Source organism: Affinundibacterium baiyunense, assembly GCF_018139645.1.
GTDB lineage: Bacteria > Pseudomonadota > Gammaproteobacteria > Burkholderiales > Burkholderiaceae_D > Undibacterium > Undibacterium baiyunense.
In genome coordinates this window covers 81,380-106,509 of the sequence record NZ_JAGSPM010000009.1, presented here as the reverse complement: position 1 = coordinate 106,509, position 25,130 = coordinate 81,380, and the positions used below count along the sequence as shown (strand labels likewise).

The 25,130-nt window shown below is 45.7% G+C and carries 17 protein-coding genes; 10 read left to right on the top strand and 7 right to left on the bottom strand.

The genetic code is table 11. From position 1 onward, the window contains the following. Positions 1-22: 22 nt before the first annotated feature. The 7 genes from KDM92_RS14590 (at position 23) to KDM92_RS14560 (ending at position 11,698) form a co-directional block, all read left to right on the top strand. The gene (locus KDM92_RS14590; protein ID WP_212685180.1) at positions 23-1,018 is read left to right on the top strand and encodes a nucleoside hydrolase; all 996 of its coding nucleotides are present in this window, start codon (positions 23-25) and stop codon (positions 1,016-1,018) included. Between the two features lie 37 nt (positions 1,019-1,055). After that, on the top strand, positions 1,056-1,898 hold the full coding sequence (locus KDM92_RS14585) for an isopenicillin N synthase family dioxygenase (protein WP_212685179.1): 843 nt from the start codon (positions 1,056-1,058) through the stop codon (positions 1,896-1,898). A 297-nt stretch (positions 1,899-2,195) separates the two neighbouring features. Then, positions 2,196-4,598, top strand: coding sequence for a TonB-dependent receptor (locus KDM92_RS14580; RefSeq protein ID WP_212685178.1), 2,403 nt, complete (start codon positions 2,196-2,198; stop codon positions 4,596-4,598). Positions 4,599-4,816: 218 nt separating this feature from the next. After that, positions 4,817-6,529, top strand: coding sequence for a bifunctional metallophosphatase/5'-nucleotidase (locus KDM92_RS14575; RefSeq protein ID WP_212685177.1), 1,713 nt, complete (start codon positions 4,817-4,819; stop codon positions 6,527-6,529). Positions 6,530-6,588: 59 nt separating this feature from the next. Then, positions 6,589-7,632 carry a S1/P1 nuclease gene (locus tag KDM92_RS14570; RefSeq protein ID WP_212685176.1) on the top strand — a complete coding sequence of 348 codons (1,044 nt, stop codon included), beginning with the start codon at positions 6,589-6,591 and terminating at the stop codon, positions 7,630-7,632. A gap of 85 nt (positions 7,633-7,717) precedes the next feature. After that, a complete protein-coding gene (locus KDM92_RS14565) occupies positions 7,718-9,235 on the top strand; it encodes an amidohydrolase family protein (RefSeq protein WP_212685175.1) in 1,518 nt (505 codons plus the stop codon). A 312-nt stretch (positions 9,236-9,547) separates the two neighbouring features. Beyond that, complete coding sequence (locus tag KDM92_RS14560; RefSeq protein ID WP_212685174.1) at positions 9,548-11,698, top strand: putative bifunctional diguanylate cyclase/phosphodiesterase; 2,151 nt, start codon at positions 9,548-9,550, stop codon at positions 11,696-11,698. 52 nt (positions 11,699-11,750) lie between these two features. On the opposite strand, the gene KDM92_RS14555 is transcribed toward KDM92_RS14560, so the two are convergent. Both KDM92_RS14555 and exaC read right to left on the bottom strand, forming a co-directional pair. Further along, positions 11,751-12,128, bottom strand: a complete 378-nt coding sequence (locus tag KDM92_RS14555; RefSeq protein ID WP_212685248.1) for a DUF779 domain-containing protein — start codon at positions 12,126-12,128, stop codon at positions 11,751-11,753. 191 nt (positions 12,129-12,319) lie between these two features. Further along, positions 12,320-13,840 (bottom strand): acetaldehyde dehydrogenase ExaC, encoded by a 1,521-nt coding sequence (exaC, locus tag KDM92_RS14550; protein ID WP_212685173.1) that lies wholly within the window; start codon positions 13,838-13,840, stop codon positions 12,320-12,322. Between the two features lie 590 nt (positions 13,841-14,430). On the opposite strand from exaC, the gene KDM92_RS14545 reads away from it, so the two are divergent. Continuing rightward, positions 14,431-16,413, top strand: a complete 1,983-nt coding sequence (locus KDM92_RS14545; RefSeq protein ID WP_212685172.1) for a sigma-54-dependent Fis family transcriptional regulator — start codon at positions 14,431-14,433, stop codon at positions 16,411-16,413. A gap of 171 nt (positions 16,414-16,584) precedes the next feature. Here the strand turns inward: KDM92_RS14545 and KDM92_RS14540 are convergent, their stop codons facing one another. The 5 genes from KDM92_RS14540 to KDM92_RS14520 all read right to left on the bottom strand — a co-directional run bounded on the left by KDM92_RS14540 (position 16,585) and on the right by KDM92_RS14520 (position 21,403). Next, positions 16,585-16,866, bottom strand: coding sequence for a hypothetical protein (locus tag KDM92_RS14540; RefSeq protein ID WP_189347096.1), 282 nt, complete (start codon positions 16,864-16,866; stop codon positions 16,585-16,587). A 569-nt stretch (positions 16,867-17,435) separates the two neighbouring features. Continuing rightward, positions 17,436-18,278 (bottom strand): SDR family NAD(P)-dependent oxidoreductase, encoded by an 843-nt coding sequence (locus tag KDM92_RS14535; RefSeq protein ID WP_212685171.1) that lies wholly within the window; start codon positions 18,276-18,278, stop codon positions 17,436-17,438. 66 nt (positions 18,279-18,344) lie between these two features. Continuing rightward, positions 18,345-19,079 (bottom strand): histidine phosphatase family protein, encoded by a 735-nt coding sequence (locus KDM92_RS14530; RefSeq protein ID WP_212685170.1) that lies wholly within the window; start codon positions 19,077-19,079, stop codon positions 18,345-18,347. 8 nt (positions 19,080-19,087) lie between these two features. Further along, positions 19,088-20,158, bottom strand: a complete 1,071-nt coding sequence (locus tag KDM92_RS14525; protein ID WP_212685169.1) for a phosphotransferase family protein — start codon at positions 20,156-20,158, stop codon at positions 19,088-19,090. A gap of 18 nt (positions 20,159-20,176) precedes the next feature. Beyond that, positions 20,177-21,403 carry an acyl-CoA dehydrogenase family protein gene (locus KDM92_RS14520; RefSeq protein WP_212685168.1) on the bottom strand — a complete coding sequence of 409 codons (1,227 nt, stop codon included), beginning with the start codon at positions 21,401-21,403 and terminating at the stop codon, positions 20,177-20,179. A gap of 119 nt (positions 21,404-21,522) precedes the next feature. Here KDM92_RS14520 and KDM92_RS14515 point away from each other — a divergent pair, with 119 nt between their 5' ends. Together KDM92_RS14515 and katG are read left to right on the top strand one after the other, a co-directional pair. Beyond that, positions 21,523-22,437: a LysR family transcriptional regulator gene (locus KDM92_RS14515; protein WP_212685167.1), complete on the top strand. Its 915-nt coding sequence runs from the start codon at positions 21,523-21,525 to the stop codon at positions 22,435-22,437. A gap of 249 nt (positions 22,438-22,686) precedes the next feature. Beyond that, positions 22,687-24,900, top strand: coding sequence for a catalase/peroxidase HPI (katG, locus tag KDM92_RS14510; protein ID WP_212685166.1), 2,214 nt, complete (start codon positions 22,687-22,689; stop codon positions 24,898-24,900). Positions 24,901-25,130 lie beyond the last annotated feature (230 nt).

Here is a 25,130-nt window from a genome sequence, read left to right as displayed (position 1 = left end):
CGACGTTTGAATAGAGATAGATATGGTTCATAAAGTTATTTTTGATACAGACCCAGGCGTGGATGACGCGATGGCTTTGTATTTTGCGTTAGCGCATTCTGAAATCGATGTAGTTGGTATTACCTGCACGTTTGGTAATGTCACCGTTGCGCAGGCGACCGCGAATGCTTTGTATTTAACCCGCTTGGCAGGACGCGAAATTCCAGTTGCTGAGGGTGGTGCTTTGCCCTTGATGAAGGCAGCTGGAAAACCACCAGGCTTTATTCATGGCGATGATGGTTTGGGTAATTTGACTTCACGTCTACAACATTCCGCCAAAGCTGAATCCGTATCGGCGGCAGAATTTATTGTGAACATGGCGCGTCAGTATCCGGGCGAGATTACCTTGGTGGCGGTTGGCCCTTTAGTCAATTTGGCTTTGGCTTTAAAGCTAGAACCGCAATTGCCAAGTCTGATTAAGCAAGTAGTGTTGATGGCGGGTACCGTGATTGAACCGGGTAATGTGTCGCCAGTCGCTGAAGCGAATGTGTGGAATGATCCACATGCAGCGGACTTAGTATTCACTGCTGGTTGGAAACTTGCGATGGTTGGCTTGGATGTGACGCATCGTGTAGTGATGTCGGCGAGTTACTTTGCTGGTTTAGCACAGCACCATCAACAACACATTGCGATGACGACCTTGTCGCATGCGGTTAATTTCTACAGTGATTTTTATCAGCAAGCACGCCCAGATCTTGGCCATGCTTGCTTTTGCCATGACATTCTGGCGTTTGTGTATTTGGTTGCGCCAGAGTTATTTGAAACCATGGATGGGCGTGTACGCGTGCAATTAGACGGTATGGGTAACGGTCAAACTATGATGGATAGACATGGCGGTGGCTTGGTGTATGCACAGTCTGGTTGGGGTAGCGAGCAGCCAGAGGCGCGAGTTTGCTTGAAGGTGAATGCGCCAGCGTGTTTGCAATTGATTGAACAAACTTTGGAAAGCAATTGGTTACGTGCACCGTTGGCGGAATGAGCGTCATCTGTGTTGAGAGAATGTGAGGAATTGAAGCATGATAATTACACCTGTCGATTTTACTAGTCCGACCGCCGCCAAAGATTTTGCAGAAAGTTTGCACAATACTGGATTTGGCGTGCTGACCAATCATCCACTATCACAACAACTGCTCAATACAGTTTATGAAGAGTGGTATGGTTTTTTTCAAAGTGAAGCGAAACATGCTTACGCTTATGATCCGCAAAAATACGATGGCTATTTTTCACCTGCGGTGTCAGAAACGGCGAAGGGAAATACCAAGCGCGATTTGAAAGAGTTCTACCACATCTATCCTTGGGGACGTTATCCAAGTGAGGTATCGGCTGCCGCTCGTCAATATTACGAACAGGGTGCAGCATTAGCGGCGACCTTGTTGCAATGGGTAGAGCAATACACGCCAACTGAGGTGCAAGAGAAATACTCGATGCCTTTATCGCAGATGATACAAGGCAGCGAACAAACGCTGCTGCGGGTTCTGCACTATCCACCATTGCGTGGCGATGAAGAGCCGGGTGCGGTACGCGCAGCAGCGCATGGCGATATTAATTTACTGACGATTCTGCCAGCAGCGACAACCGCTGGTTTACAAGTGGTAGGTAAAGATGGTGAGTGGCATGATGTGCCATGTGATTTTGGGATGTTGATTGTGAATATCGGCGATATGTTGCAAGAAGCCTCCGCTGGATATTATCCATCGACGATCCACCGCGTATTAAATCCAACTGGAGAAGAAGCGAAAAAGTCACGTGTTTCTTTACCGTTGTTTTTGCATCCGCGTCCAGATGTGGTCTTATCAGAGCGCCACACGGCAGGTTCTTATTTGACTGAGCGTTTGCAAGAATTGCATTCCAAAGTTTAAATTTCATGCACAGAAAACCACACACATGTTGTATTCATGCTGTATTTGAGTACTTACTCTAGAATAAAAATGCGACTGTCATCGAGCGGAAGTAAATCTGAGTTCAAATGCAGTACTTTGCGTAAAAAAAGTTGCGTGCAATGGTCTCGCAATGTGTGTTGTTAAGCTGCGCAATAGATTTTTTTGCACGTGTTGATGTCGCTTGAAAAACGCTGGACACAAACTAGATCGATTCAAGACATCAATTAAATCAAACAGATTACAGGTTTTAAACAAACGAAAAGCAAGGAGCTATGAATGAAGCAACTCAATAAATCATCAACTGCAGTACCTTCGCGCGTGAAGATGCTAGTCATCGCATGCCAATTGACATGCCTTGGTATGTCAACTGCTTACGCACAATCACAAACACAAGAGAAGACGGAAAGCAATGAACCGATCAGCTCTTCACAAGTGACGATCACTGGCAAAAAAGTCGGTATGGGTTTGATGGTGCAAGAAAGCACACCAAAAGCACGTAGCACGATTACTGCTGAAGAATTGGCGAAGCAACGTCCAACTGGTAATGCGTATGAAGCGTTGGAATTGATGCCAGCGGTGAATAGTTACAATCACGATGCAACTGGTTTGTTTGGTGGTGGTTTGACTTTGCGCGGTTTCAATAGCGATCAGATCGGTGCAACGATTAACGGTGTGCCAGTGAATGACTCAGGTAGTTTTGCGGTGTATCCACAAGAATACGTGGATCAAGAAAATACATGTACACAATTTGTGACACAAGGTTCAACTGACGTTGACTCTCCACAAATCGGTGCAACTGGTGGTAACTTCGGTATCACAACTTGCGATCCATCTAAAACTAAGCGTATCCGTGTTGCGCAAACTTTGGGTCAATTGAATTTGTCCAAAACCTATGTACGTTATGACACAGGTTTGCTCGAAGGCGGTCGCACACGTTTCTTCATCTCTGCATCGCATGCACAATCTGATAAGTGGAAAGGTAAAGGCGGTGCAAACCGTGACCACGTCGATATGGGTTTCAGAACCGATTTCGACAGATTCAACTCTATCAGCGGTACTGTATTGTACAACCGCGCGATTAACCAAAATATCAGTTCTTTCAGCTTAGCTGATTTAGACAAGTATGGTTACTACTATGACTTCGCGCAAACTTTCGTTGGCCATGCAGCTCCAACGCCAGGTAAAGCAGGTAGCGATACGAACTCTGCATTTGGTGACGCTTATTACCAATTGACGAAGAATCCATTTGAAAATGCGATTGCTTCTGTTACTGGCAAAATGCGTGTTGGTGATAACACCGATATCAAAGTCATTCCATATTTCTGGTATGGCTACGGCACTGGCGGTAATCAACAGAAGTTGCAAGCAGAAAACGCTTTCTTGAACAAAGCAACTGGCAAGAACACAGCGGGCGTGGATTTGAATGGCGACGGCGATACTTTGGATCGCGTCATCGTGGCGAATAGTAGTGTGACTCGCACTTATCGTCCAGGTGTAACTGCTTCTGTTACACACACTATCGGCGATCATCAAATTTTGGCGGGCTTCTGGTTCGAACGTGCAACGCACGAGCAATTTGGCCCTATGGTATTGGTTGATGCGAATGGTAACGCGAACGACATTTGGTTGAAAGAAGGCCGTGTATTGCGTCCAGATGGTACACCTTTCCAATCACGTGACTGGAAAACGATCAGTACATCAAACCAAATCTTCTTGCAAGACACCATGAGTCTGATGAACGACAAGTTGACAGTCAACGTCGGTGTTCGTGCACCAACCATGAAGCGTGACTTCACGAACAAGGCAAACGAAGGTACTAACTCTGGTACTGATTACAACATCGAAAAAACGTATCGCGAAATCTTGCCGCAGTTGGGTGCTCGCTACCAGATCGATAACAACAACCAGTTGTTCTTCAGTTTGGCACGTAACATGAAGGCGCCACCAAACTTTGTTTACTCCACAACCAATAACGTAGTTTTGGTGAACGGTAAGCCAACATTGCCAGTTGATGTACAAGCAGAAACTTCAACCAATATCGACGTTGGTTATCGTTTGCAAAGCGATAAATTGACAGCGCAAGCAACAGCTTACTCTGTTGATTTTAAAGATCGCCAAGCAACTGCCTATGATCCAGTCGCGAACATGAGCAGCTTGACTAGCGTTGGTAAAGTGAAGACACATGGTTTCGAAGTTGAATTGGGTAACACACCAGTTAATGGTTTCTCATTCTACGGTTCGATTGGTTATGCGAAGAGCGAAATCAAAGACGACATCCTGATCAGCCGTACAGCGACTTTGCCGACCAAAGGTAAGCAAATGACTTTGACGCCAGAATGGAAAGCGGGCTTGAGCGCAATGTATGAAACAGGTGCTTTCTACGCACGTTTGAAAGTGAAATACACTGGCGAACAATGGGCAACGATGACCAATGATGAATTGGTTCCAAGTTACACATTGTTAGGTTTGGATTTTGGTTACCAATTCCCAAATACAAGCTGGGTGAAGAAGCCAACTTTGCGTTTGAATATCAGCAACTTGACTAACGAAAAGTATCGTAATCCATCAAGCTTTAACGTTACTAATGCAAAAGCTTACGGTACTGCTGGCGCGAGAACAGTGTTCTACTACATGGGTTCACCACGCTTTGCATCTGTGACTTTGTCAGGCGATTTCTAAGCCTTGCTCAGTTGATCAACATCGGGCCATTGTGACTGGTTTTTGCAATGGTCTGATTTAGTCATATCGATGGTCTGCAACCCTGTGGTTGCAGACCTTTTCACTTGTAGAAAGCTCTGCATAAGTTATACGCAAATGTAAGCTTCGACCGCGTGACGGTTGTGCAGAGATTTATTCTAAATATCGACTTTTTTTAGCGTGATGTTGGCGCAAATCCTATGAACTTTTCTCTCCCATCTTTGGGTCGTCTGACCCGCACCACCATTAGTGTTAGTTTGTCTTTGATGCTGCTTGCATGTGCAACGCCAAAGACGGAATCGGTGGTGCTTAATTTAGTCGCGATCAACGATTTGCACGGACATCTTGAGAAAGAAAAGTTTAGTTATACGCCACGTGGAGAACAAATTGCGAAGACCGTCGTTGGTGGCGGTATCGAGACCTTGGGCACCAATTTGGAGGCATGGCGCAAGGAAGATAAAGATTTGATTTTTGTTGGTGGTGGTGATTTGATTGGCGCGAGTCCAGCAATCTCCTCTTTGTTTGCTGACGAACCAACTTTACATGCTTTGGGGCGTATGGGCTTGCGTGTCAGTGCTTTAGGTAATCACGAATTCGATCATGGTTTGCAAGAATTGCAGCGACAAATTCACGGTGGTTGTGAGTCGCCGCGTCCTGAGCGTGCCTGTCAATTTGATGGACGATTTCCTGGTACGCAGTTCTCGTATATTGCTTCCAATGTCTTGAGCAAGCAAACTCAAAAACCGTTCTTCCCTGCCTATCATGTAGAAGAGGTGAAGGGCGTCAAAATTGCTTTTATCGGCGCGGTCTTGCGCGATACGCCATTCATGGTGGCAGGTGATAAAGTAAAAGATTTAAGCTTTATTGATGAAGCGGAAGGAATCAATCGTACGATCCCTGTGCTGAAAGAAATGGGCGTGAAAGTATTTGTGGTATTGATTCATGAGGGCGTTAGTTCACCAGACGTTTTTGATCAATTTTCTTGTTCACAAATTAAAGGGCCGATTGTTGATATTGTTAAGCGGCTTGATCCCGCGATCAAACTGATTGTCAGTGGGCATAGTCATACCGGATTTGTTTGCAATGTTGAAGGCCGCACGGTAACGCAAGCGCAAATGTATGGACACTTACTGACACGCATTGCGATTAAGTTAGATGGTGCAACTCATCAAGTGGTGGATATTCAAGCAAAAAATTTAGTGATGGAACCAAGCTCAGTTCCAGCACCAGAAGAATTGTCAAACTTACTGCATAAAGCGCGTGAAGGAAGCAAAGCAATCATTGCGGAACCCGTGGCGAAATTAGCGGTGCCAGTGATTACGCGTAAGTTGAACGCTGCTGGAGAATCTGCATTAGGCAATATCGTCGCGGACGCTCAGCTTGCAGCGGTAAAAGATATGGGGGCACAGATCGCTTTCATGAACAATAAAGGGATACGCAGTAATCTCGAAACTTTGGCCGGCAATATCAGTACTTACGGACAAAATGCGACGGTTTTCCCGTTTGGTAATACCTTGGTGCTGATGAGTTTGAGTGGCGCGCAAATTCGCCGTTTGCTGGAGCAACAAGTGTGGCTGGATGAAGAATCGCAAGATGGCAGAAACGTGCTGCAAGTGTCAGATGGTTTCACTTACACTTGGGATGCTAAACGCAAAGTGGGTGAACGTGTGATTCCAGAAAGCGTCAAGTTAAACGGTGTGCCGCTTGACGATCAACGTGAATATCGCATCGTTGCGAATAATTTTATCGCAGGTGGTGGTGATCGGGTTCCGATGTTCTTACAAGGTAAAAACGTGATCGATACGGGTATCAAGGATATTGATGTGTTTATGGCCTACATAAAACAGAAGGAAAAAGCGGGAACCCCTGTTGGTAGCGAGAAACCAGTTGGTCGTGTGCAGCGACAAAACTGATTGATGGTGATTGTAGAAATCATCGTTTTGTTGTCATTGAGTTGAAAAGGTTTTTAATCATGAAGAAGCTGAAATTGTGGGTGCTACTGAGTGCGGCCCTATTGTCCGTGAATGTGTTTGCTTCTGGCGATGAAGGGCACAAAACTATCGGTGCTATAGCCGATCGTTTATTGGCTGGGACTAATGCTGGCGCGCGCGTTAAAGCATTGTTGCAGCCGGGTGAGAGTTTGCAATCGATCTCGATTTGGGCTGATTGTGCTAAAGGAAGTTTTTGTGGTCCGCAGACGCCAGAAATGCAAGCCTTCACGATTCAAAATCCTGCGCATGCTGCTTATCACTATACAAATACCCCAGTTGAAAACAAATCCTATGTCGCTGGTGGTGTTGGCACAACTGATCACGATATTGTTCAAATTTTAAAACAAGCGATTGCTGTTTTACAAGGAAATGATAACGAGAAAACCAATCCACATCGCTTCACGCCACGCCAAGCCTTGTTGATGATTGCACATTTGGTTGGCGATATTCATCAACCTCTGCACGTGGGAGCGGTTTATCTCAATCAAGAGAATCAATTCGTTACGCCAACTAAGCAAGCTGAAGTCGATGGTGTGCGTATCTTTGATGTACAAGGCGGGAATAATTTATTGATCGAAGATCAAGCAACTTGGACTGCACGTGATTTGAAAAATTTCAAATCTGAAACCGCGAATACTAACCCCGCTCGTGTTGGCAAAGCTTTGCATTTGTATTGGGATGTAACGGTAGTAGAAAATGTAATGCGTGATTTAGGTGCGAAGAGCGTTGTCGAGTTCACAGACAAATTGCTGGCATCAAAAGTGAATGTGCCTTTAAACACAGGAGAGCCAACGAGCTGGCCAGAGCAGTGGGCGACAGAAGGATTGTACTTAGCGAAATCCGCGTATGCCGATATTGCCATTGTCGATAAAGTGAAAATGACGAATCGACGTGGAGTTGAATATGCGTCGTGGTATGCAAAATTGCCAGCGGCTTATATCCAAGATAGTACGGCGGTAACACGCAAGCAACTGACGATTGCTGGCCATCGACTCGCCGCATTATTGCAAAGTATCTGGCCTTAGGTTTGATAGGCTTGGAACAAAAATTTAGCTTAATGGTTAGCGCTACAATTAAAAGTACACCTAAAAGTACATCTGAAAGATTGTCATGAAAAAAATCATCCTTGCCGTTTGTTTGAGTTCTATCGCCTGCAGTGCGATCTCGTTTGAAAGCAAAGATATTCCAAACAAGCTCAAGCAAAATCGGAATGCGACTAATCAGTACTATACGCAACTGATTCAATCGACCAATAGCGCGCAACCTCGACTAGCAGAATTGAGCATGTTGATGACCATGTTGCCGAAAGGTGGCGATATTCATCATCATTATTCTGGCTCGATTTATGCCGAGACGTATCTTGATTGGGTAGGTCAACACGGTTTTTGTGTGTATCGTGAAAGTGATGCAGCGAATAAGCTAGAAAAATTTAAAGTTGAATCGCGTCCTGCGCAAATTGCCGCGGCAAGTAAAATTTGTTTAAGTGCTGACGCGATACGTAAAGATGTCAATTTCTATCGCGAGTTAATCTCTGCGTGGTCGGTTCAAGATTATGAGCATCAGGTGCATGCACAACCAGCACCAGATCAACATTTTTTTAATACCTTTGGCTATTTTTCTGGAATTTCAAAATATTCAACCAATCAAGGTTTGCAGATTTTGAAGCAACAAGCAAAAGCCGAAAATCAACAATATCTAGAAACGATGTTGAAGAGTGCGCCGGTCACAGATCATCCCGAATTAGCCAGCAAGATCGATAGTTTGCATTCGCTATCAAGTCAAAGTGAGATGCAACAGGCGTTTAGTCAATACGCTGATTTTTTAGCTAACGATACGATGGCGCAAACAAAGATTCGTGATTTTGTAAAAGAATTGAATGCCGATGCAGCGGGCATTGATGATGCAGAATTTACTTTGCGTTTTCAAACCTATGTGTCGCGTAATAGTGCACCATCAAAAGTTTTCTCAGGTTTGTATGCAGCCTTTGCTGCGAGTCATCTCAATCCCTTGATTGTCGGCGTGAATATTGTTGGGCCGGAACATGGCGTTGTGGCGTTGCGTGATTACACCTTACACATGCAGATGTTCGCCTTTTTGAAACAACGCTTTCCACAAGTTCGATTGGCAATGCATGCTGGTGAATTGAAACTTGGTTTGGTGGCGCCAGAGCACTTGCAACATCATATCAGTGGCGCTGTACAAATTGCAGGCGCAGAACGCATCGGTCACGGTGTCGGTATCATGCATGAACGTCAAGCCGATCAATTGTTGGCTGAGTTGAAGCGCAGAAAAGTGGCGGTAGAAATTAATTTAAGTAGCAATGCGTTTATTTTAGGATTGCAAGCGCAGGCACATCCAGTCACGCTGTATTTACGTCACCAAGTACCTATTGTCATCAGTAGTGATGATGCGGCGGTATCGCGTAATAATCTCAGTCATGAATATTTTTTGTTCACGAGTCGCTATCAACCTTCGTATGCGGTCTTAAAGCAGACGGTATATAACAGCATTCATTATTCATTCTTAAACCCAAGCGAAAAGACGCAGCAATTACGTCAACTCGATCAGCGCTTCATGCAATTTGAAGCTGCAGCAGCGAAACTCGCCGCATCTGCAAAACCGAAATGATGGATTCCGTCTAGGAAATCTATTGCTTTCCAAAGTTGGAGATTAATGTTTGAAGCAAATTATTCGATTTGCTTCAAACATTAGTAAGTTGTTCAATCAAAGCAACTAAGTCAGCGTAATGAAGAAAGTTGCTGCTACTTTATTTCAACACATATATTCAAATTGGTCATACCAATGATTGCCATGCGGAAATCATCGCAGTATAATTAAATATATTAAATTCACCCATGCTGCTTGCTTCTTCACAAGAGAGGCAAATTTTACAGATGGCGTGTTTGTTTGATTTTTCCATATTTAATCAAGAAAGCAGAAATGAATACGCCAGTTGCGACACTGTATTTTATTTCGGTTGGCGTGTTTGCATTAGGTGCTTTTCAGGCAGCCATCATGGCACGTGGCAGTCCCTATGCAAGAACTTGCTGGGTGTTTTCTGCTCTGTGTTTGTTCTTCTCTCTTTTCCAATTTGCTTGCGGCGTGCAATTTACGGCGAGTAATTTTCAAGCTGCGATGGTCGCGCATAAGTGGGTTAATCTTTTCTCGATATTGTTAATCCCATTGATATGGTTTTTGGTTGCTTCGCTAGAAGATAAAGCCAGTGCGTTTCGGTCCGCCTATTTCGTTGCCGCTTTTGCAGCTGCGGTGATGGTGTATAACTATTTTAGTGAGTATGGCTATCGCTTTGATACGGTGTCAAAAGATGGTTTAACCACCTACGCGTGGGGTGAAAAACTGTGGATTTTCTCTGGTGAGCCATCCTTAGTTTTTCGCGCCATGCGTCTGATGTCTTTGGGTTTATTGATTTACACCATGATCTTCTCGATCAAAATTACGCGCTTGGGTGAGAAGCGAACCAGTCGATTATTTTGGGTCGCGCTAGCGCTGATGTTGATCGCTGGTTTGTTGGCTGGGCTGTCTGATTCGGGGGTGATCAAACTGCCTTATTTGGGTGGATTTGGCTTCTTGCTGCTTTCTGTTTCGTTTTCGGCTTTGGTAGGAAAGGATGTGTCGAGTCGACGGATTGAGGAGTTGCGTATCTATAACGAGCTTCAACATGAAATCGAGCATCGTAAGATCGACAATCAGCGCTTTGAGCATGTCATGAACAGTGATTTGCTGACGGGTTTGCCCAATCGTGCGGGTGCTTTGCTTGGCTTGCGTCAGCTATTGGAATTGAATAGTCAGAATCAAACCAAGCTAGGCATATTTATTTTCGATGTGGATCAACTAGGCATCGTGAATGGCACCAGAGGTTATCAAGCGGGTGATCAATTGTTGATCGAAGTTGCGCAGCGACTGCAAGCGCATGTGCGCGAAACCGATATCGTGGCGCGTTTGGGAAGTGGTCGATTTATCGTTGCTGCTTCTGGCTTAAAGACTGAGCGTTGCGTTACTTTAGTCTACGAGAAATTGGCGGGAGCTTTAGCTTCACCGTTTTATGTTTGCGATAGTTTATTAAGTATCACGTCGAGTGTTGGTGCCGCCGTGTTTCCCGATAATATCAGTGCCGATGAGGATTTATTGTCGGCGGCAGAGTTAGCCCTGCATGATGCAAAAAGTGCGGGGATAGGCAAATTACGTTTTTACCAGCCCTCTCTCAAAGATAAGATGCAAGAGCGTATCGCCTTTGAAAGTGCATTGAAAGAAGCATTGACGAAGCAAGAATTTTTCTTATGCTATCAACCCCAAGTTTCCGCTAGCAATGGCAATACGATTTGCTTAGAGGCATTGATACGGTGGCAGCACCCTCAGTATGGTTTGGTGATGCCAGATCGATTTATCCAGCTAGCTGAAACTATGGGCATTATTGCGCCAATAGGCGCGTGGGTGATTAATGCGGCATGCGCACAATTAGCACGTTGGCATGCGATGGGGTTTAACGATTTACGCGTCGCTGTGAATTTGTCTGCGCAACAATTGCTGGTCTCGGAGCTAGAACAAACGGTGAGTGAGGCATTACAAACTTACCATCTGGAAGGTAAGGATTTAGAACTTGAAATCACTGAATCGGTCTTGATGCAAGATCCTGAGCGCGCAATTGAACGTTTGGGTGCCTTGCAAAAGTTGGGTGTACGTTTGTCGATTGATGACTTTGGCACTGGCTATTCATCGCTGGGTTATTTGCGAGTGTTGCCAGTCAATTCCTTAAAACTAGATCGCAGCTTTGTGTGGGATATGGACAAAGGCGGCAAGGGATTAGAGATTTGTGCGACCGCGATCGGTTTAGCGAAGAAACTGGATTTAGAAATTGTTGCTGAAGGTGTGGAAACCAAAGAGCAGTTAGCGCAGTTGCGACATTTGGGTTGTGATCTCTTGCAGGGTTATCTATTTGCGAAGCCATTAACGGTTGATGCTGCTGATACCTTTCTAGAAAACGTACACATGCCTTGGCTTGCCGCCGCACATCCTGATCTGGGTTTGCATCTGCCTTTGGTGATGAGTCCTGTTTACTTACCGACTAACTGATTGCACGTCTCAAATTTTTCTTGCATGTATTTCGCTTGCTGAGCAAGTTCGACTAGGCCAAATCGGCGAGCACTTGGGCTTCGATTTGTTGCCATTCATCGTCAGTAAAAAGACGTGAGCGTGTGTGAAAGGCTTTGCCGCTTGCACCTTCGAGAGAAAAGGTGCCGCCATGCCCATCGATGACATCTAAAATTAATTGCGTGTGTTTCCAATAGTCATACTGCAGCTTACCGATATAAAACGGTACGCCATCTAACTCGCCTAATTTGACATCATAGGGGCCTATCGTTAGATCGCTGGGTAGATAACAATTCGCTGCACTGTTATCACAGCAGCCGCCAGATTGATGAAACATGATTTCACCATATTCCGCTTTTAGTTGAGCGATTAATTCTAACGCTGCCGCGGTGGCGATAACACGTTCTACCATGATTCCTCGCGCAAAATAACTCACTAAATAATTCATCAAATTACTCAATGAGGGAAGCCAAAGACAAAGCCAGTTAACGAATTCTCTGCACAATCACGACGCGACACGTCGCTACCTTGGGCAGAGATTTCCTCGTAAGAAAGCAACGCACTGCTTAGATATGCAATGCGCTACTGTTACCTAGATTGATGTCAGAAGAAACCTAATTTATTTTCACTGTAGCTAACCAAGAGGTTCTTGGTTTGCTGATAGTGATTGAGCATCATCTTATGGTTTTCACGACCTATGCCAGACTCTTTGTAACCACCGAACGCAGCATGGGCTGGATACGCATGATAGCAATTGGTCCAAACGCGGCCAGCTTTGATCGCACGTCCCATACGATATGCGACATTGCCGTTGCGGCTCCACACGCCAGCACCCAGACCATACAGCGTGTCATTGGCGATTGCTAATGCTTCTGCTTCATCTTTAAAAGTGGTGATGGCGAGCACAGGACCAAAAATTTCTTCTTGGAAGATGCGCATTTTGTTATGTCCCTTGAACAAGGTCGGTTGGACATAATAGCCGCCAGCTAAATCTCCATCTAGATGGGCCTGCGCGCCACCCGCTAACACTTCGGCACCTTCTTCCTTGCCTAGTTCAAGATACGACAAAATTTTGGTCAATTGTTCTTTCGATGCTTGCGCGCCCATCATGGTGTCGGTGTCTAAGGGATTGGCATGCTTAATTGCCGCAACGCGTTGTAATACGCGTTCCATAAACTTATCGTAGATACTTTCTTGAATCAACGCACGTGATGGGCAGGTACATACTTCGCCTTGATTAAAGGCAAATAGGACTAAGCCCTCAATTGCCTTGTCGAGAAAGGCATCATCTGCATCCATGATGTCAGCAAAAAAGATATTAGGTGATTTGCCGCCGAGTTCTAATGTTGCTGGAATCAGATTATTCGCCGCTGCTTGTGCAATCACACGACCAGTTGAGGTCGAGCCTGTGAACGCAATCTTCGCGATGCGCTTGCTATTTGCTAATGGCATACCAGCTTCCCGGCCATAGCCATTGACGATATTGAGCACGCCAGCAGGCAATAAATCGGCGATCAATTCTGTCAAGATCAAGAGTGAGATCGGGGTCGATTCTGCTGGCTTTAAGACCACGCAATTACCCGCGCCTAAGGCCGGTGCTAATTTCCACGCCGCCATTAAGATAGGGAAATTCCAAGGGATGATTTGACCGACTACGCCGAGTGGCTCGTGATAGTGATATGCGACGGTGGTTTCATCGAGTTCAGACAATGCACCTTCTTGCGCACGAATACAACCAGCGAAATAGCGGAAGTGATCGACGGTGAGTGGGATATCAGCATTGAGTGTTTCGCGTATCGCCTTACCATTATCGACGGTTTCGGCATACGCCAATAATTCGAGGTTCGCTTCGATGCGATCGGCGATTTTGTTGAGTATATTCGCGCGCTCAGTTGGTGAAGTTTTGCCCCACGCGTCTGCCGCTGCATGCGCGGCATCAAGCGCCAATTCGATGTCTTCTGCACCTGAACGCGCCGCTTGCGTATAGACCTTACCGCTAATCGGTGTAATCACGTCAAAGTATTGTCCTTTTACTGGCGCAGTCCATTTGCCTCCGATGAAATTGTCATAACGTGCTTTGTATTGAATTTTGGCGCCTGCTGCACCTGGTGCTGAATAGATCAAGGTGGTCTCCTTCTGTTATTTGTGATTGACACTTTTTTGTTGGGATTTTGTCGAGCTTTTGTCGAACAACGGCAACGCGATGATGCTGATACAAGCTTGCATTGTGGGCGTTACTGCTTTGAGTAATTGCAAATGGCATGCCATGTTTGAGAGTTGCGTATCGATAATTGCATTGTTGCGCTGCAACCTCCTATGAGATTGCGTAGGTAAATTGTGATGATGAACTTTTTAGAACGTATCTTGACATTCTTGCTGCGAATTTTGTCCTCAATGATTGTCAAAAAAAGTGACAGTGGTGTCACAGAAGGCGATGCAAAAAAGTGACAGGTGTAACATTTTGAGACAGTGAAATGAAACCTAGAACTGATCGTAATCATAAGTCTGTGCCTAGATAGAATCGAAGCAGCACGCAACTGTTAAACTAAGTTAGACTGAGAAAAAACAAAGCGATAGAAATCACTGTAATGCGGGCATGAGTACGATTTGCATTTTGGCATTGAGGATATTGCTGTACGTGAGATCATTTCGCGTTACTGAGTATCGTTGCGAATCATTGCGACTGTTCTCGACCCAATATAGGAGACAAGTTCATGCGCCACCAAGCCATACTTCCTGCTTTACATTTAAAGCAGGCGCGTCTGCAATTTGTTGAGCGTGGAATCACGCCTGCGTCCGGCATCGATTTGCGCTTGGCGCAATCATGGCAACGCAGTTTGTCGGCTGGATTGTCGCCCGTTGGTCGAGCTGATTGCGCAGACAATTTGAGTTCGGCAAATCTGCAATATGCGCGTGATTTTAATCATGAATTAATTAGTCATTCCGAGCCCGTGATTGAGTATCTATTTGATCAAGTGAAGCATAGTCATAGCATGGTGATTCTAGCCGATGCACAAGGCGTGCTCATGCACACACTGGGTGACTTAGATTTTTTAAGTAAGGCAGAGCGCGTTGCCTTGAAATGTGGGGCGAACTGGGCAGAAAATCAGCGCGGCACAAATGCGATAGGAACCGCGCTAGCCGAAGCGGCGGAAATTGAAATCAATGGTGCCGAACACTATCTCGAACCGAATGAATTTCTGACATGTGCGGCAGCGCCTATCTTATCCGCACAAGGTCATCTGCTCGGCATACTCGATATCTCTGGAGATCAACGTAGTCGTCATCCGCACACCTTGGGTTTGGTATCGACTGCTGCACAAATGATAGAAAATAGTATGGTGTTGGGAAGTTGCCAGCATCCTATTTTGTTACAACTACATACTCGTGCCGAAGGTATTGGCAGCGTCGCTCAAGCGATCTTGGTTTTTTCAGAAGATGGCTATTTGCTTGGTGCCAATCGTCGTGCATTAGCGTTGCTGAACCTAGGCTACAGCGATTTGGCGCGTATCGATTGGCGTCAATTATTTGATCAAGACTTGCATGCCTTCATGTCACGTCAACGTCGTTCAACTAGCCATCCCGAAGCTTTGATTTGTCGTGATGGTAGGCGCTTATTTGCGCAAATTCATCCACACAGCAAATCGCTGAATACGATTACTACTCACTCTCATGTAGTGCAGGAGGCAGTGATCCCCAGTAGTGAGTTAGATCGTCAGTGGCAAACGGCAGCGGACAAGGCGCGCAAGTTAATTGATAAAGGGATTCCCTTGCTTCTACATGGCGAATCTGGCGTTGGTAAAGAAGTTTTCGCGCAAGCAGTTCATCATAGTTCACAAAGGCGAGAAAAAGCATTCGTTGCTGTCAATTGTGCAGCGATACCTGAGCATTTGATTGAATCGGAATTATTCGGCTATGTCGCAGGCGCATTCACGGGCGCATCGCGTCATGGCGCACTTGGTCGACTTCGTGAAGCACACGGTGGCACTTTATTTCTGGATGAGATCGGCGATATGCCCTTAATGCTGCAAACCAGATTGCTGCGTGTTTTGCAAGAGCGCAAAGTCACGCCTTTAGGAAGTAGTAGTGCGATTCCAGTTGACTTCAATTTGATTTGCGCAACCCATCGTGATTTGAAAGAAAGTGTCACGGAAGGGCGATTCCGTGAAGATTTGTTTTACCGAATTAATGGACTAACTTTAGATTTGCCGCCTTTGCGACAACGTACTGACTTTGCTGCGCTGTGTCGCAATTTGTTACGCGAATTTTCTCCGCATTCACAAGTGTATATCGATGCCGAAATACTGTCGGCGATGCAGCTCTATGCTTGGCCAGGTAATCTCCGACAACTCAGTCATGTTTTGCGTGCAGCGGCTGCATTGTTAGATGAGGGGGAAATCGAGATTGGGTGGGAACATTTGTCGCAGGATTTGGTTGAGGATTTACGTCGATCGGCTGCACAAATAGAGGATCTACATCAGCGAACTAATTCTACGGTTGGAACTACGCCTGAGTCCGTAATGATGTCGCAAAGTCAAAAAAATCTTGTACCGAATTTGCAGCAGAACACTTGGCAACTGATACAGCAAGCTTTACAAGAAAGTCAGGGGAATGTTTCTGCGGCAGCGCGAAACTTAGGGATTAGCCGCCAAACTTTGTATCGAAAATTGCAAGAACACGTCTCGACCAAAAAATAAGCTGCAAACTTGGTAGGTCGCATACGAAATTACAGCACGAATAAAAATAGATGATTTTTGCTGCGATGCTGGTGCGTATCTTCATTCATTTTTTACGTGCAAAAATTCAGGGCAGATGCATCGCTGCATCTGCCCTGATGGTATTACTAAAGCTTTGAAACGAATCTGTGATTACAGTTGATCCGGCATACGGAATTTTTCTCTGCGGTCGCCCATCAGATTACGAATTTCTCGGATACTCAAACCAGATTCTTCATGCATACGAATTAATAACGATGGGCCGACTGGCAAAATTTTGTGACGGATTTTGCTAATCACTGGTGGAGCTACTTCTAAAGCACGTGAAAGCGCAGCATCATTTTTTATGCCCAAAGTTTTAATCAATGTATCAAGCAAATTATTTGGATCGTATTGAAACTCTTCGGAACTTGGGATGTCGAGGATATTAGCCATAGATATGATGAATCCTAATTAAGTGGTTTATGTGAAAAAACTTTAACTTCTGATTCGGTTTAATCTTGTAAATCAATACAGCCACTATTGCACTTGCACTTTAGGGCAATCACCTTTTGCTTCAGGGCTTTGCCCTTTCACTTCAATGAACTCTCAGCACTAGTTCAAGATCTTTTTTGATTTAGCACTTCGATAATGTTAATGTATTCACCAGAGGTTGATATTTCAAGGTAAATTATTAAGTCTTTTTATTTTGATCAAATTGACTCGATATTTCGGGTCAAAAAGTGTGGCAAAATGGTTCAAAGAACAGGGTGTTGCAAATAGTTCTAATTTAAAAAACACTTCAGATAATTAAAAAATAGCGCTGCTGGTATTTCGACATACGAGCCTGTCTATACACTATTGTAGGATATTTTGGAAAGAGCAATTGTCAAACATTGTCTCGTGATTTTGCAGTGCACATAAACTGCAAATGTGGCGTGAGAGTCAGCGACACGGATAGCCGCTTTTGTACTATCCGTGCTTGATTCGGTAAATCTGGATTGGTATCAGTTTGGCGATGAGGCTCAGATTGGAAGCAAGGTTGGCGCGCGACCTTGTAGGATATCGTCGCTACGAATAGCCACTGCCGCTTTGGTTTCGGGATGCGTCAAAATATAAAAGGTATTGTTCTTTACCGCATTGATGACATCACGCGCCACTTGCTGCGGTGCGATCCCTGCTTCTACTGCCTTGTTAATGGCGGCGCCAGTTTTTACACTGACTTTTTCTAGCTGTTCGACTTGAATACGATCTTCTGTTTTGCGATTGCGTTCGGCATCGGTGATGCGGGTTTTTACCCAACTCGGGCACAGCACGGATACGCCAATTTTTGCTTGGCGTAAGTTGAGATCGTGCTGCAAACTTTCGCTCAGTGCGACCACCCCAAACTTACTCACGTTGTATGCAGCGAGCGCGGGTTCGGCGATTAAGCCAGCTACTGATGCGGTGTTGACGATGTGTGCGACTTCGTTGCCGGCTAACATACGTGGCACAAAAATACGAATTGCATGGGTGATGCCGTAGAGGTTAATTCCCATGATCCACTCCCAATCTTTGGCAGTCGTTTCCCAAGCCGATTTAGCAAAAGCGACACCTGCATTATTGACGAGTAAATGCACTTGACCAAATTGTGCGTAGGCCTGATCTGCCAAATTTTGTATCTCGTTTTCTTTGGATACGTCGGTCACCACGCCGATCACTTCAGCACCACTCTGGCGTAATTCTGTGACGGTCTTATCGAGTAGTTCTTGATGAATATCGGCGAGTATCAGTCGCATACCTTCCGCCGCTGCAGCTACAGCGATTGCTTTGCCTATGCCTTCTGCTGCGCCAGTGATAACGGCCACTTTTGCTTTGAGGTCTTGCATTTGTTACTCCAATCTTTGATTGCGTTATAAACGAATATCGTGTTTTGTTTGTTCTATAAATGTTTATCAGCGATAGCTAATTAATTCTGGACGTTGATAGATTTCTAAGTGAGCGGGGTTGTTTAAATAATTCAAGCGGGTGCGATTTCTACCCACGGTCAGCTTGCTGACACCTGAATTAATTAAGCTCGCGTTAAGATCGAAAATCTGTTGATCAGGAATCCCTAAGACAGATTGAATCAAGGTCGAAATCGTGCCGCCGGAAGTAAATACCCAGTAGGTTTGCTGGCTCGCTTGATTTGAGTTAGTTTCATTCTCAGCTGCCTCACTTATGCGCACTAAGGCAGCGCGACAACGTTGTTGAAACTCTTTCCAACTTTCGCTGTAGTCCGCGTAATCGCCACTGATCCAACGTTTGACTGCCTCTGTGAATACTTGTTGAAAAGCGCGTTGAGGGTGGGCTTGTTTGTTTAAGAATTGTTTGAGTGACGCGAAGTCGCTAAATTCGGAACAGTGCCTGAGCACCACTTCTTCGTGATCAAATTCGTTAAAGCCAGGATCAAGTAACCAATCTTGCTCCGCTAGTTGTTGTGGTGAGCTTCTAAATTGCTGCAGACAATGTTGTGCCGTTTGTCGATGACGACGATTGCCGCCAATGATGATTTTATCGGCGGATTGGCCGCTGTGTTTAAGCCAAGCACCTAATAGTCGCGCTTGCTCCTCTCCTAGTGTGGAGAGCTGATCATAATCGTCGGCATCAAAGCTGGCTTGACCGTGTCGGATTAAATAAATGTGTCGCATAGTTTGCTTTACAAGCTGGATGCCTTGATTAGACGTAGGCAACGTTTTTCAAGATAATTACTGAATTTGCCAAAGTCGGCGAAGCTAGGATTTGTTGTTTGGCCGTGAAAGTAACGATAGTAGATTTGTTGCACAATCACTGCTAATCGGAATAAACCAAAGATCGCGTAAAAATCAAAGTTATCGACACGGTAGCCGGTTTTCTCGCCGTAATAAGCGATTACTTCTTGGCGCGTTAACATCCCCGCTAAATGCGTCGGTTGGCGCCGTACCGATTGAAATACCGCGTCATCGTCGGCTTGCACCCAATACGCCAGAGTGTTACCTAGATCCATCAACGGATCGCCGAGTGTCGCCATTTCCCAATCGAGTACGCCTATCACTTCGGTCGGGTTTGCTGGATTCAAAACGACATTATCAAAACGGAAGTCGTTATGGATGAGGCAGGTGGCGAGATCTTGCGCGGGCATTTTGTCGTGCAGCCACTGCATGACGTTTTCAAAATCGCCGACATCCTCGGTTTTTGCTTGACGATAGCGTTCGCTCCAACCTGCGACTTGGCGTGCCACATAGCCCGCACCTTTGGCGATTGAGGTTAAACCCGCTTGTTGATAATCGATCTGATGTAGCTCTATCATTTTGTCGATCACGTTCAGACACAAACGGCGCGTGTCGTCGACTGAAAGCACTAATTCTTTGGGGAGATTTTGTCGCGGAATAATCCCGTGCAGGCGCTCCATCACGTAGAAGTCACAATCCATGATAGCGGGATCGCTGCAAGTGGCAATCACGCTGGGCACATAGCGATACACAGGCTTGAGTGCGCTCATGATATTGGCTTCGCGCAGCATATCATGCGCTGACTTGGCGCGGTGCCCGAATGGTGGACGACGCAAGATGAGATCGCGTTCTGGGTAACGTAATAGGTAAGTTAGATTCGATGCGCCACCAGCGAATTGTTCGATGACAGGCTCGCCTGTTAAGTCGGGTAAATGCTGGTGAATAAATGCGTCAACTTTTTGGCGATCAAGTTCTTCGCCAGGACGCACTGCGCTTGCCGTATCTAGTAAATGATTCATGCTCATAGCCATTTTTGTTTAGTTAGAAATGCCGAGGCGTTTAGCTTGTCGTTTCAATTCGAGTTTGGCGATCAAGCCGCGATGTACTTCATCTGGGCCATCGGCAATACGCAACACACGGGCATAGGCATACAAAGCCGTGAGTGGAAAGTCGTCAGATAAACCGGCGCCACCATGCATTTGCATCGCGGCATCAATGACTTGGGTGGCGACATTTGGTGCAATCACTTTGATTTGGGAAATCTCGCTCATCGCGCCTTTGACACCAACAGTATCCATCATCCAAGCCGCTTTCAGAGTCAATAATCTGGCTTGTTCTATCGCCATCCGTGCATTGGCGATGATGTCGGCATTGCCACCGAGTTTGGCTAAAGGTTTGCCAAAGGCGACGCGTTGTATTGCGCGTTTACACAATAATTCCAATGCGAATTCTGCTGCGCCTATTGCTCGCATGCAGTGATGAATGCGTCCTGGTCCTAAGCGCCCTTGAGCGATTTCGAAGCCTCGACCTAAACCACCAATGATCGATGAAAGAGGGAGGCGCACATTGGTAAAGCTAACTTCGCCATGTCCATACGGTTCGTCTAGAGTATGGAATACAGGTAGCATGCGCTCGATTTTGACGCCAGGGGTATCGAGTGGCACCAAGATCATGGAATGCTGTTGATGTTTGTCTGCGCTGGTGTCGCTCAGTCCCATAAAGATTAGCACTTTGCAGTTCGGATGCCCGATGCCTGAACTCCACCATTTGCGACCGTTTAACACGACTTCGTCTCCTTCCAAGATCGCGCTTGCTTGCATATTGGTGGCGTCACTGGATGCGACTTCTGGTTCTGTCATGCAAAAAGCGGAGCGGATTTCACCTGCCATTAAAGGCTTGAGCCAGCGCTGCTTTTGTTCTTCACTGCCGTATTTGACCAGCACTTCCATGTTGCCAGTGTCGGGCGCATTGCAGTTGAAGACTTCGGGCGCGATCATGGAACGTCCAGTAATTTCCGCTAGGGGGGCGTAATCGACATTGGATAGACGTGCGCCGTCTTCCGGTAAGAATAAGTTCCATAAGCCAGCAGCACGCGCTTTGGCTTTTAATTCTTCCATCACTGGTGGTTGTTGCCACTGCGTCCAATCGGCACCACCACGCAATTGCGCTGCGTAGGTTTGTTCGGCAGGGATCACATGCTCTTGCATGAAGGACTGCATACGTGCAATCAAACTAGTGGCGTTATCGGAGTGGGCGAAGTTCATGGTGGGCTTTCACATGTCAGGTGTAGAGCTGCATCACAGATATAAGTTATGTTGTAGCAGCATACGACCTCGGTATGAATTATTCAAATGAATGATTTGAATATGCCATAATTCATTTCATGCATTTATCTCGTACCGATCTCAATCTCTTTGTAGTACTTGACGCAATCTATAGTCAAGGCAGCATCACGCGTGCAAGCCAGGTTTTGAATTTAAGTCAGCCTGCGCTCAGTCATGCCTTGGCGCGTTTACGCACCATGTTTGATGACCCTCTATTCGTGCGACAAGGCGCAGCGATGGTTCCCACCCCATTTACCCGTGGGATCATTACGCAGGTGAGACAGGGTTTGCAATTGTTTGAAGCCAGCTTGCAAACTGATCAAAGTTTTCATCCATCACAAACGCAACGACGATTTCACTTGGGTTTGCGCGATGTATTCGAAGCGACCATTTTGCCGCCACTGGTACAGAAAATTAGTGAACAAGCGCCGGGAATTACCATTGCAAGCGTGCGAGTGGATCGACGCGAGATTGAAACAGCCTTAAGTAGCGGTGATCTTGATATGGTGTTAGAAGTACCGATCCCACTCAGTAATCAGATTCGGCAGCAACGTGTCTCGCGTGATCGTTTAATTGTGTTGTCGCGCAAAGGACATCCGCAGATGCCGAAGAAAAAAAATCAAGTACTTGCTCTCGACACCTACTTGCAGCAAGCGCATGTCTTGGTGTCTTCGCGGCGTCAAGGTGTAGGACTAGAAGATTTTGAATTGAATCGTGAGGGTTTGCGTAGACAAATCAGTTTGCGTTGCCAGCATTACTTTGCCGCTTGTCGTGTTGTTAGTGAAACTGATTTATTGCTGACCATGCCTGAGCAATATGCAAGTATCGCCAATGCACAGTTTATGAATCGGATTGACCCATTTCCTTTAGCGACTCAACCTATCGATGCCCATTTGTATTGGCATAGCAGCGCAGATAATGACCCCGCGAATAGTTGGTTGCGTGAACAATTGCTGAATTTAATGCATCCTTAATCTAAAGCTTTTGCTGATCATTTGCATCGATCACTTTTCTTGTAATGCACTACAATGACTCAGCACGTACGCATTTCAGCCTAGCGACTTATATCCCAATTATGTTGACGTAAATTACATTCAATTACCTTTATTGGATTGTTTTAGTTAAAATTTATCGATTGTATAAATTTAATTGAGTTGATCTATCAAAGTTTGATCTCTAGAATCAATTCCGTAGTCGTTTTGAACTAAACCAAGGAGATAACTATGTCAAACGAAGCAAAATGCCCTTTCCACCACGGCTCACCGAAAAACGCTGTTGCCGCTGGCGCACCAACGAATGCAACTTGGTGGCCTAACCAATTAAAACTCAATATCTTGCATCAACATTCTCCCAAATCCGATCCAATGGGAGAGCAATTCAATTACGCAGAAGAATTTAAGACCCTCGATCTGGATGCCTTGGTCAAAGACTTACATGCCTTGATGACCGATTCTCAAGATTGGTGGCCTGCGGATTGGGGTCACTACGGTGGTTTGATGATCCGTATGGCTTGGCATGCTGCAGGTACTTATCGCGTGTCTGATGGTCGCGGTGGTGCGGGCACAGGTAATCAACGTTTCGCGCCACTCAATAGTTGGCCAGATAATGGTAATCTTGATAAAGCACGTCGTTTGCTATGGCCAATCAAACAAAAATATGGTCGCAAGATTTCGTGGGCGGATTTGTTTATCTTGGCTGGTAATGTGGCGCTCGAATCGATGGGCTTTAAGACTTTTGGTTTTGCTGGTGGTCGCGAAGATATTTGGCAACCAGAGGAAGATATTTACTGGGGTTCTGAAACACAATGGTTAGCGACAAGTGACAAAGAAAACAGTCGCTATTCAGGCAAACGCGAATTAGAAAATCCTCTAGCTGCTGTACAAATGGGTTTGATTTATGTGAATCCAGAAGGTCCAGATGGCAATCCTGATCCAGTCGCATCAGGTCGCGATGTACGCGAGACTTTTGCACGGATGGCGATGAATGACGAAGAAACCGTGGCCTTGGTGGCGGGTGGTCATACCTTCGGTAAAGCGCATGGCGCTGGCGATCCTTCTTTAGTTGGACCAGAACCAGAAGCTGCAGGAATTGAAGAACAGGGCTTGGGTTGGATCAATCAATTTGGTTCAGGTAAAGGTGTGCATACGACGACCAGCGGTATTGAAGGTGCATGGAAACCTAATCCGACGACTTGGGATAACGGTTATTTCGATATGTTGTTCGGCTATGAATGGGAATTAACTAAGAGCCCAGCAGGTGCGAAGCAATGGGTTGCTAAAAATTGCAAACCTGAGCATTTGATCCCAGACGCACATGACCCAAGCAAGTCACATCCACCAATGATGACGACCGCTGATTTGTCTTTGCGTTTTGATCCAGCTTACGAAAAAATTGCACGTCGCTTCCATCAAAACCCAGCCGAATTTGCTGATGCATTCGCACGTGCTTGGTTTAAGTTAACCCATCGTGACATGGGGCCAGCGGCACGTTACTTGGGTTCCTTGGTGCCGAGCGAAACTTTGATTTGGCAAGATCCGATTCCTGCTGTGAATCACGCCTTGGTGGATGCACAAGACATCGCTAACTTGAAATCGAAAGTGCTGGCTTCAGGTTTGAGCATTGCGCAATTGGTGAATACGGCATGGTCATCAGCATCGACCTTCCGTGGCAGTGATAAACGCGGTGGTGCTAATGGTGCACGTATTCGTTTGTCGCCACAGCGCGATTGGGAAGCTAATCAACCACAGGAACTAAGCAAAGTCTTGGCAACACTAGAAACGATCCAGCAGGAATTTAATGCTGCACAAACTGGCGGCAAGAAAATTTCTTTAGCTGATTTGATCGTATTAGCTGGTGCTGCAGGTATTGAAGCTGCTGCTCACAAGGCGGGACATGCGGTGCAAGTGCCATTTACACCAGGTCGTATGGATGCGTCGCAAGATCAAACCGACGTTGACTCTTTTGCTGTATTGGAGCCAGCGGCAGATGGCTTCCGTAATTATGTTCGTGCAGGATTAGAATCCCACGCAGCAGAACTCTTGATCGACAAAGCGCAATTGTTGAATTTGAGCGCACCAGAAATGACGGTGTTGATCGGTGGTATGCGTGCATTGAATGCCAACACAGGTAAGACACAACACGGTGTATTCACCAAACGCCCAGAGACATTGAGTAATGATTTCTTTGTGAATTTATTGGATATGAACACCAAGTGGCAAAAGTCCAGCAGCCTTGCTGGCGTGTTGGAAGGTCGCGATCGTCAAAGTGGCGAATTGAAATGGACAGGTACGGTCGTAGATTTGATCTTCGGTTCAAATTCACAACTACGTGCGTTGGCAGAAGTATATGCAAGTAGTGATGCAAATCAAAAATTTGTAAGTGATTTCATCGCTGCGTGGAATAAAGTGATGAATGCAGATCGCTTTGATTTGGCATAATTTTGGTTTGGATGCACCGTAATAAAGTTCGTGCATCACTATTGAAATTGACTTGGAACAGTCCCTGATGAAGATGCTTCATCGGGGACTTTTTTTTGCTGTTGTTTGTTCGATGGTTTAAGTGATCACGATTGTGCCGTGCACAAGTCATTCTAGTAGAACTGTGATGCGCTAATCTATTAACTTGGCAATCATGTGCATCAATACTCTTGATACGAATTGCATCGAGC

What these genes read in the sequence shown, in the direction of transcription:
- KDM92_RS14590 (WP_212685180.1), top strand. Translation starts at nt 23, where the DNA reads ATGGTTCATAAAGTTATTTTTGATACAGACCCAGGCGTGGATGACGCG.
- KDM92_RS14585 (WP_212685179.1), top strand. Translation starts at nt 1,056, where the DNA reads ATGATAATTACACCTGTCGATTTTACTAGTCCGACCGCCGCCAAAGAT.
- KDM92_RS14580 (WP_212685178.1), top strand. Translation starts at nt 2,196, where the DNA reads ATGAAGCAACTCAATAAATCATCAACTGCAGTACCTTCGCGCGTGAAG.
- KDM92_RS14575 (WP_212685177.1), top strand. Translation starts at nt 4,817, where the DNA reads ATGAACTTTTCTCTCCCATCTTTGGGTCGTCTGACCCGCACCACCATT.
- KDM92_RS14570 (WP_212685176.1), top strand. Translation starts at nt 6,589, where the DNA reads ATGAAGAAGCTGAAATTGTGGGTGCTACTGAGTGCGGCCCTATTGTCC.
- KDM92_RS14565 (WP_212685175.1), top strand. Translation starts at nt 7,718, where the DNA reads ATGAAAAAAATCATCCTTGCCGTTTGTTTGAGTTCTATCGCCTGCAGT.
- KDM92_RS14560 (WP_212685174.1), top strand. Translation starts at nt 9,548, where the DNA reads ATGAATACGCCAGTTGCGACACTGTATTTTATTTCGGTTGGCGTGTTT.
- KDM92_RS14555 (WP_212685248.1), bottom strand. Translation starts at nt 12,128, where the DNA reads ATGGTAGAACGTGTTATCGCCACCGCGGCAGCGTTAGAATTAATCGCT.
- KDM92_RS14545 (WP_212685172.1), top strand. Translation starts at nt 14,431, where the DNA reads ATGCGCCACCAAGCCATACTTCCTGCTTTACATTTAAAGCAGGCGCGT.
- KDM92_RS14540 (WP_189347096.1), bottom strand. Translation starts at nt 16,866, where the DNA reads ATGGCTAATATCCTCGACATCCCAAGTTCCGAAGAGTTTCAATACGAT.
- KDM92_RS14535 (WP_212685171.1), bottom strand. Translation starts at nt 18,278, where the DNA reads ATGCAAGACCTCAAAGCAAAAGTGGCCGTTATCACTGGCGCAGCAGAA.
- KDM92_RS14530 (WP_212685170.1), bottom strand. Translation starts at nt 19,079, where the DNA reads ATGCGACACATTTATTTAATCCGACACGGTCAAGCCAGCTTTGATGCC.
- KDM92_RS14525 (WP_212685169.1), bottom strand. Translation starts at nt 20,158, where the DNA reads ATGAATCATTTACTAGATACGGCAAGCGCAGTGCGTCCTGGCGAAGAA.
- KDM92_RS14520 (WP_212685168.1), bottom strand. Translation starts at nt 21,403, where the DNA reads ATGAACTTCGCCCACTCCGATAACGCCACTAGTTTGATTGCACGTATG.
- KDM92_RS14515 (WP_212685167.1), top strand. Translation starts at nt 21,523, where the DNA reads ATGCATTTATCTCGTACCGATCTCAATCTCTTTGTAGTACTTGACGCA.
- katG (WP_212685166.1), top strand. Translation starts at nt 22,687, where the DNA reads ATGTCAAACGAAGCAAAATGCCCTTTCCACCACGGCTCACCGAAAAAC.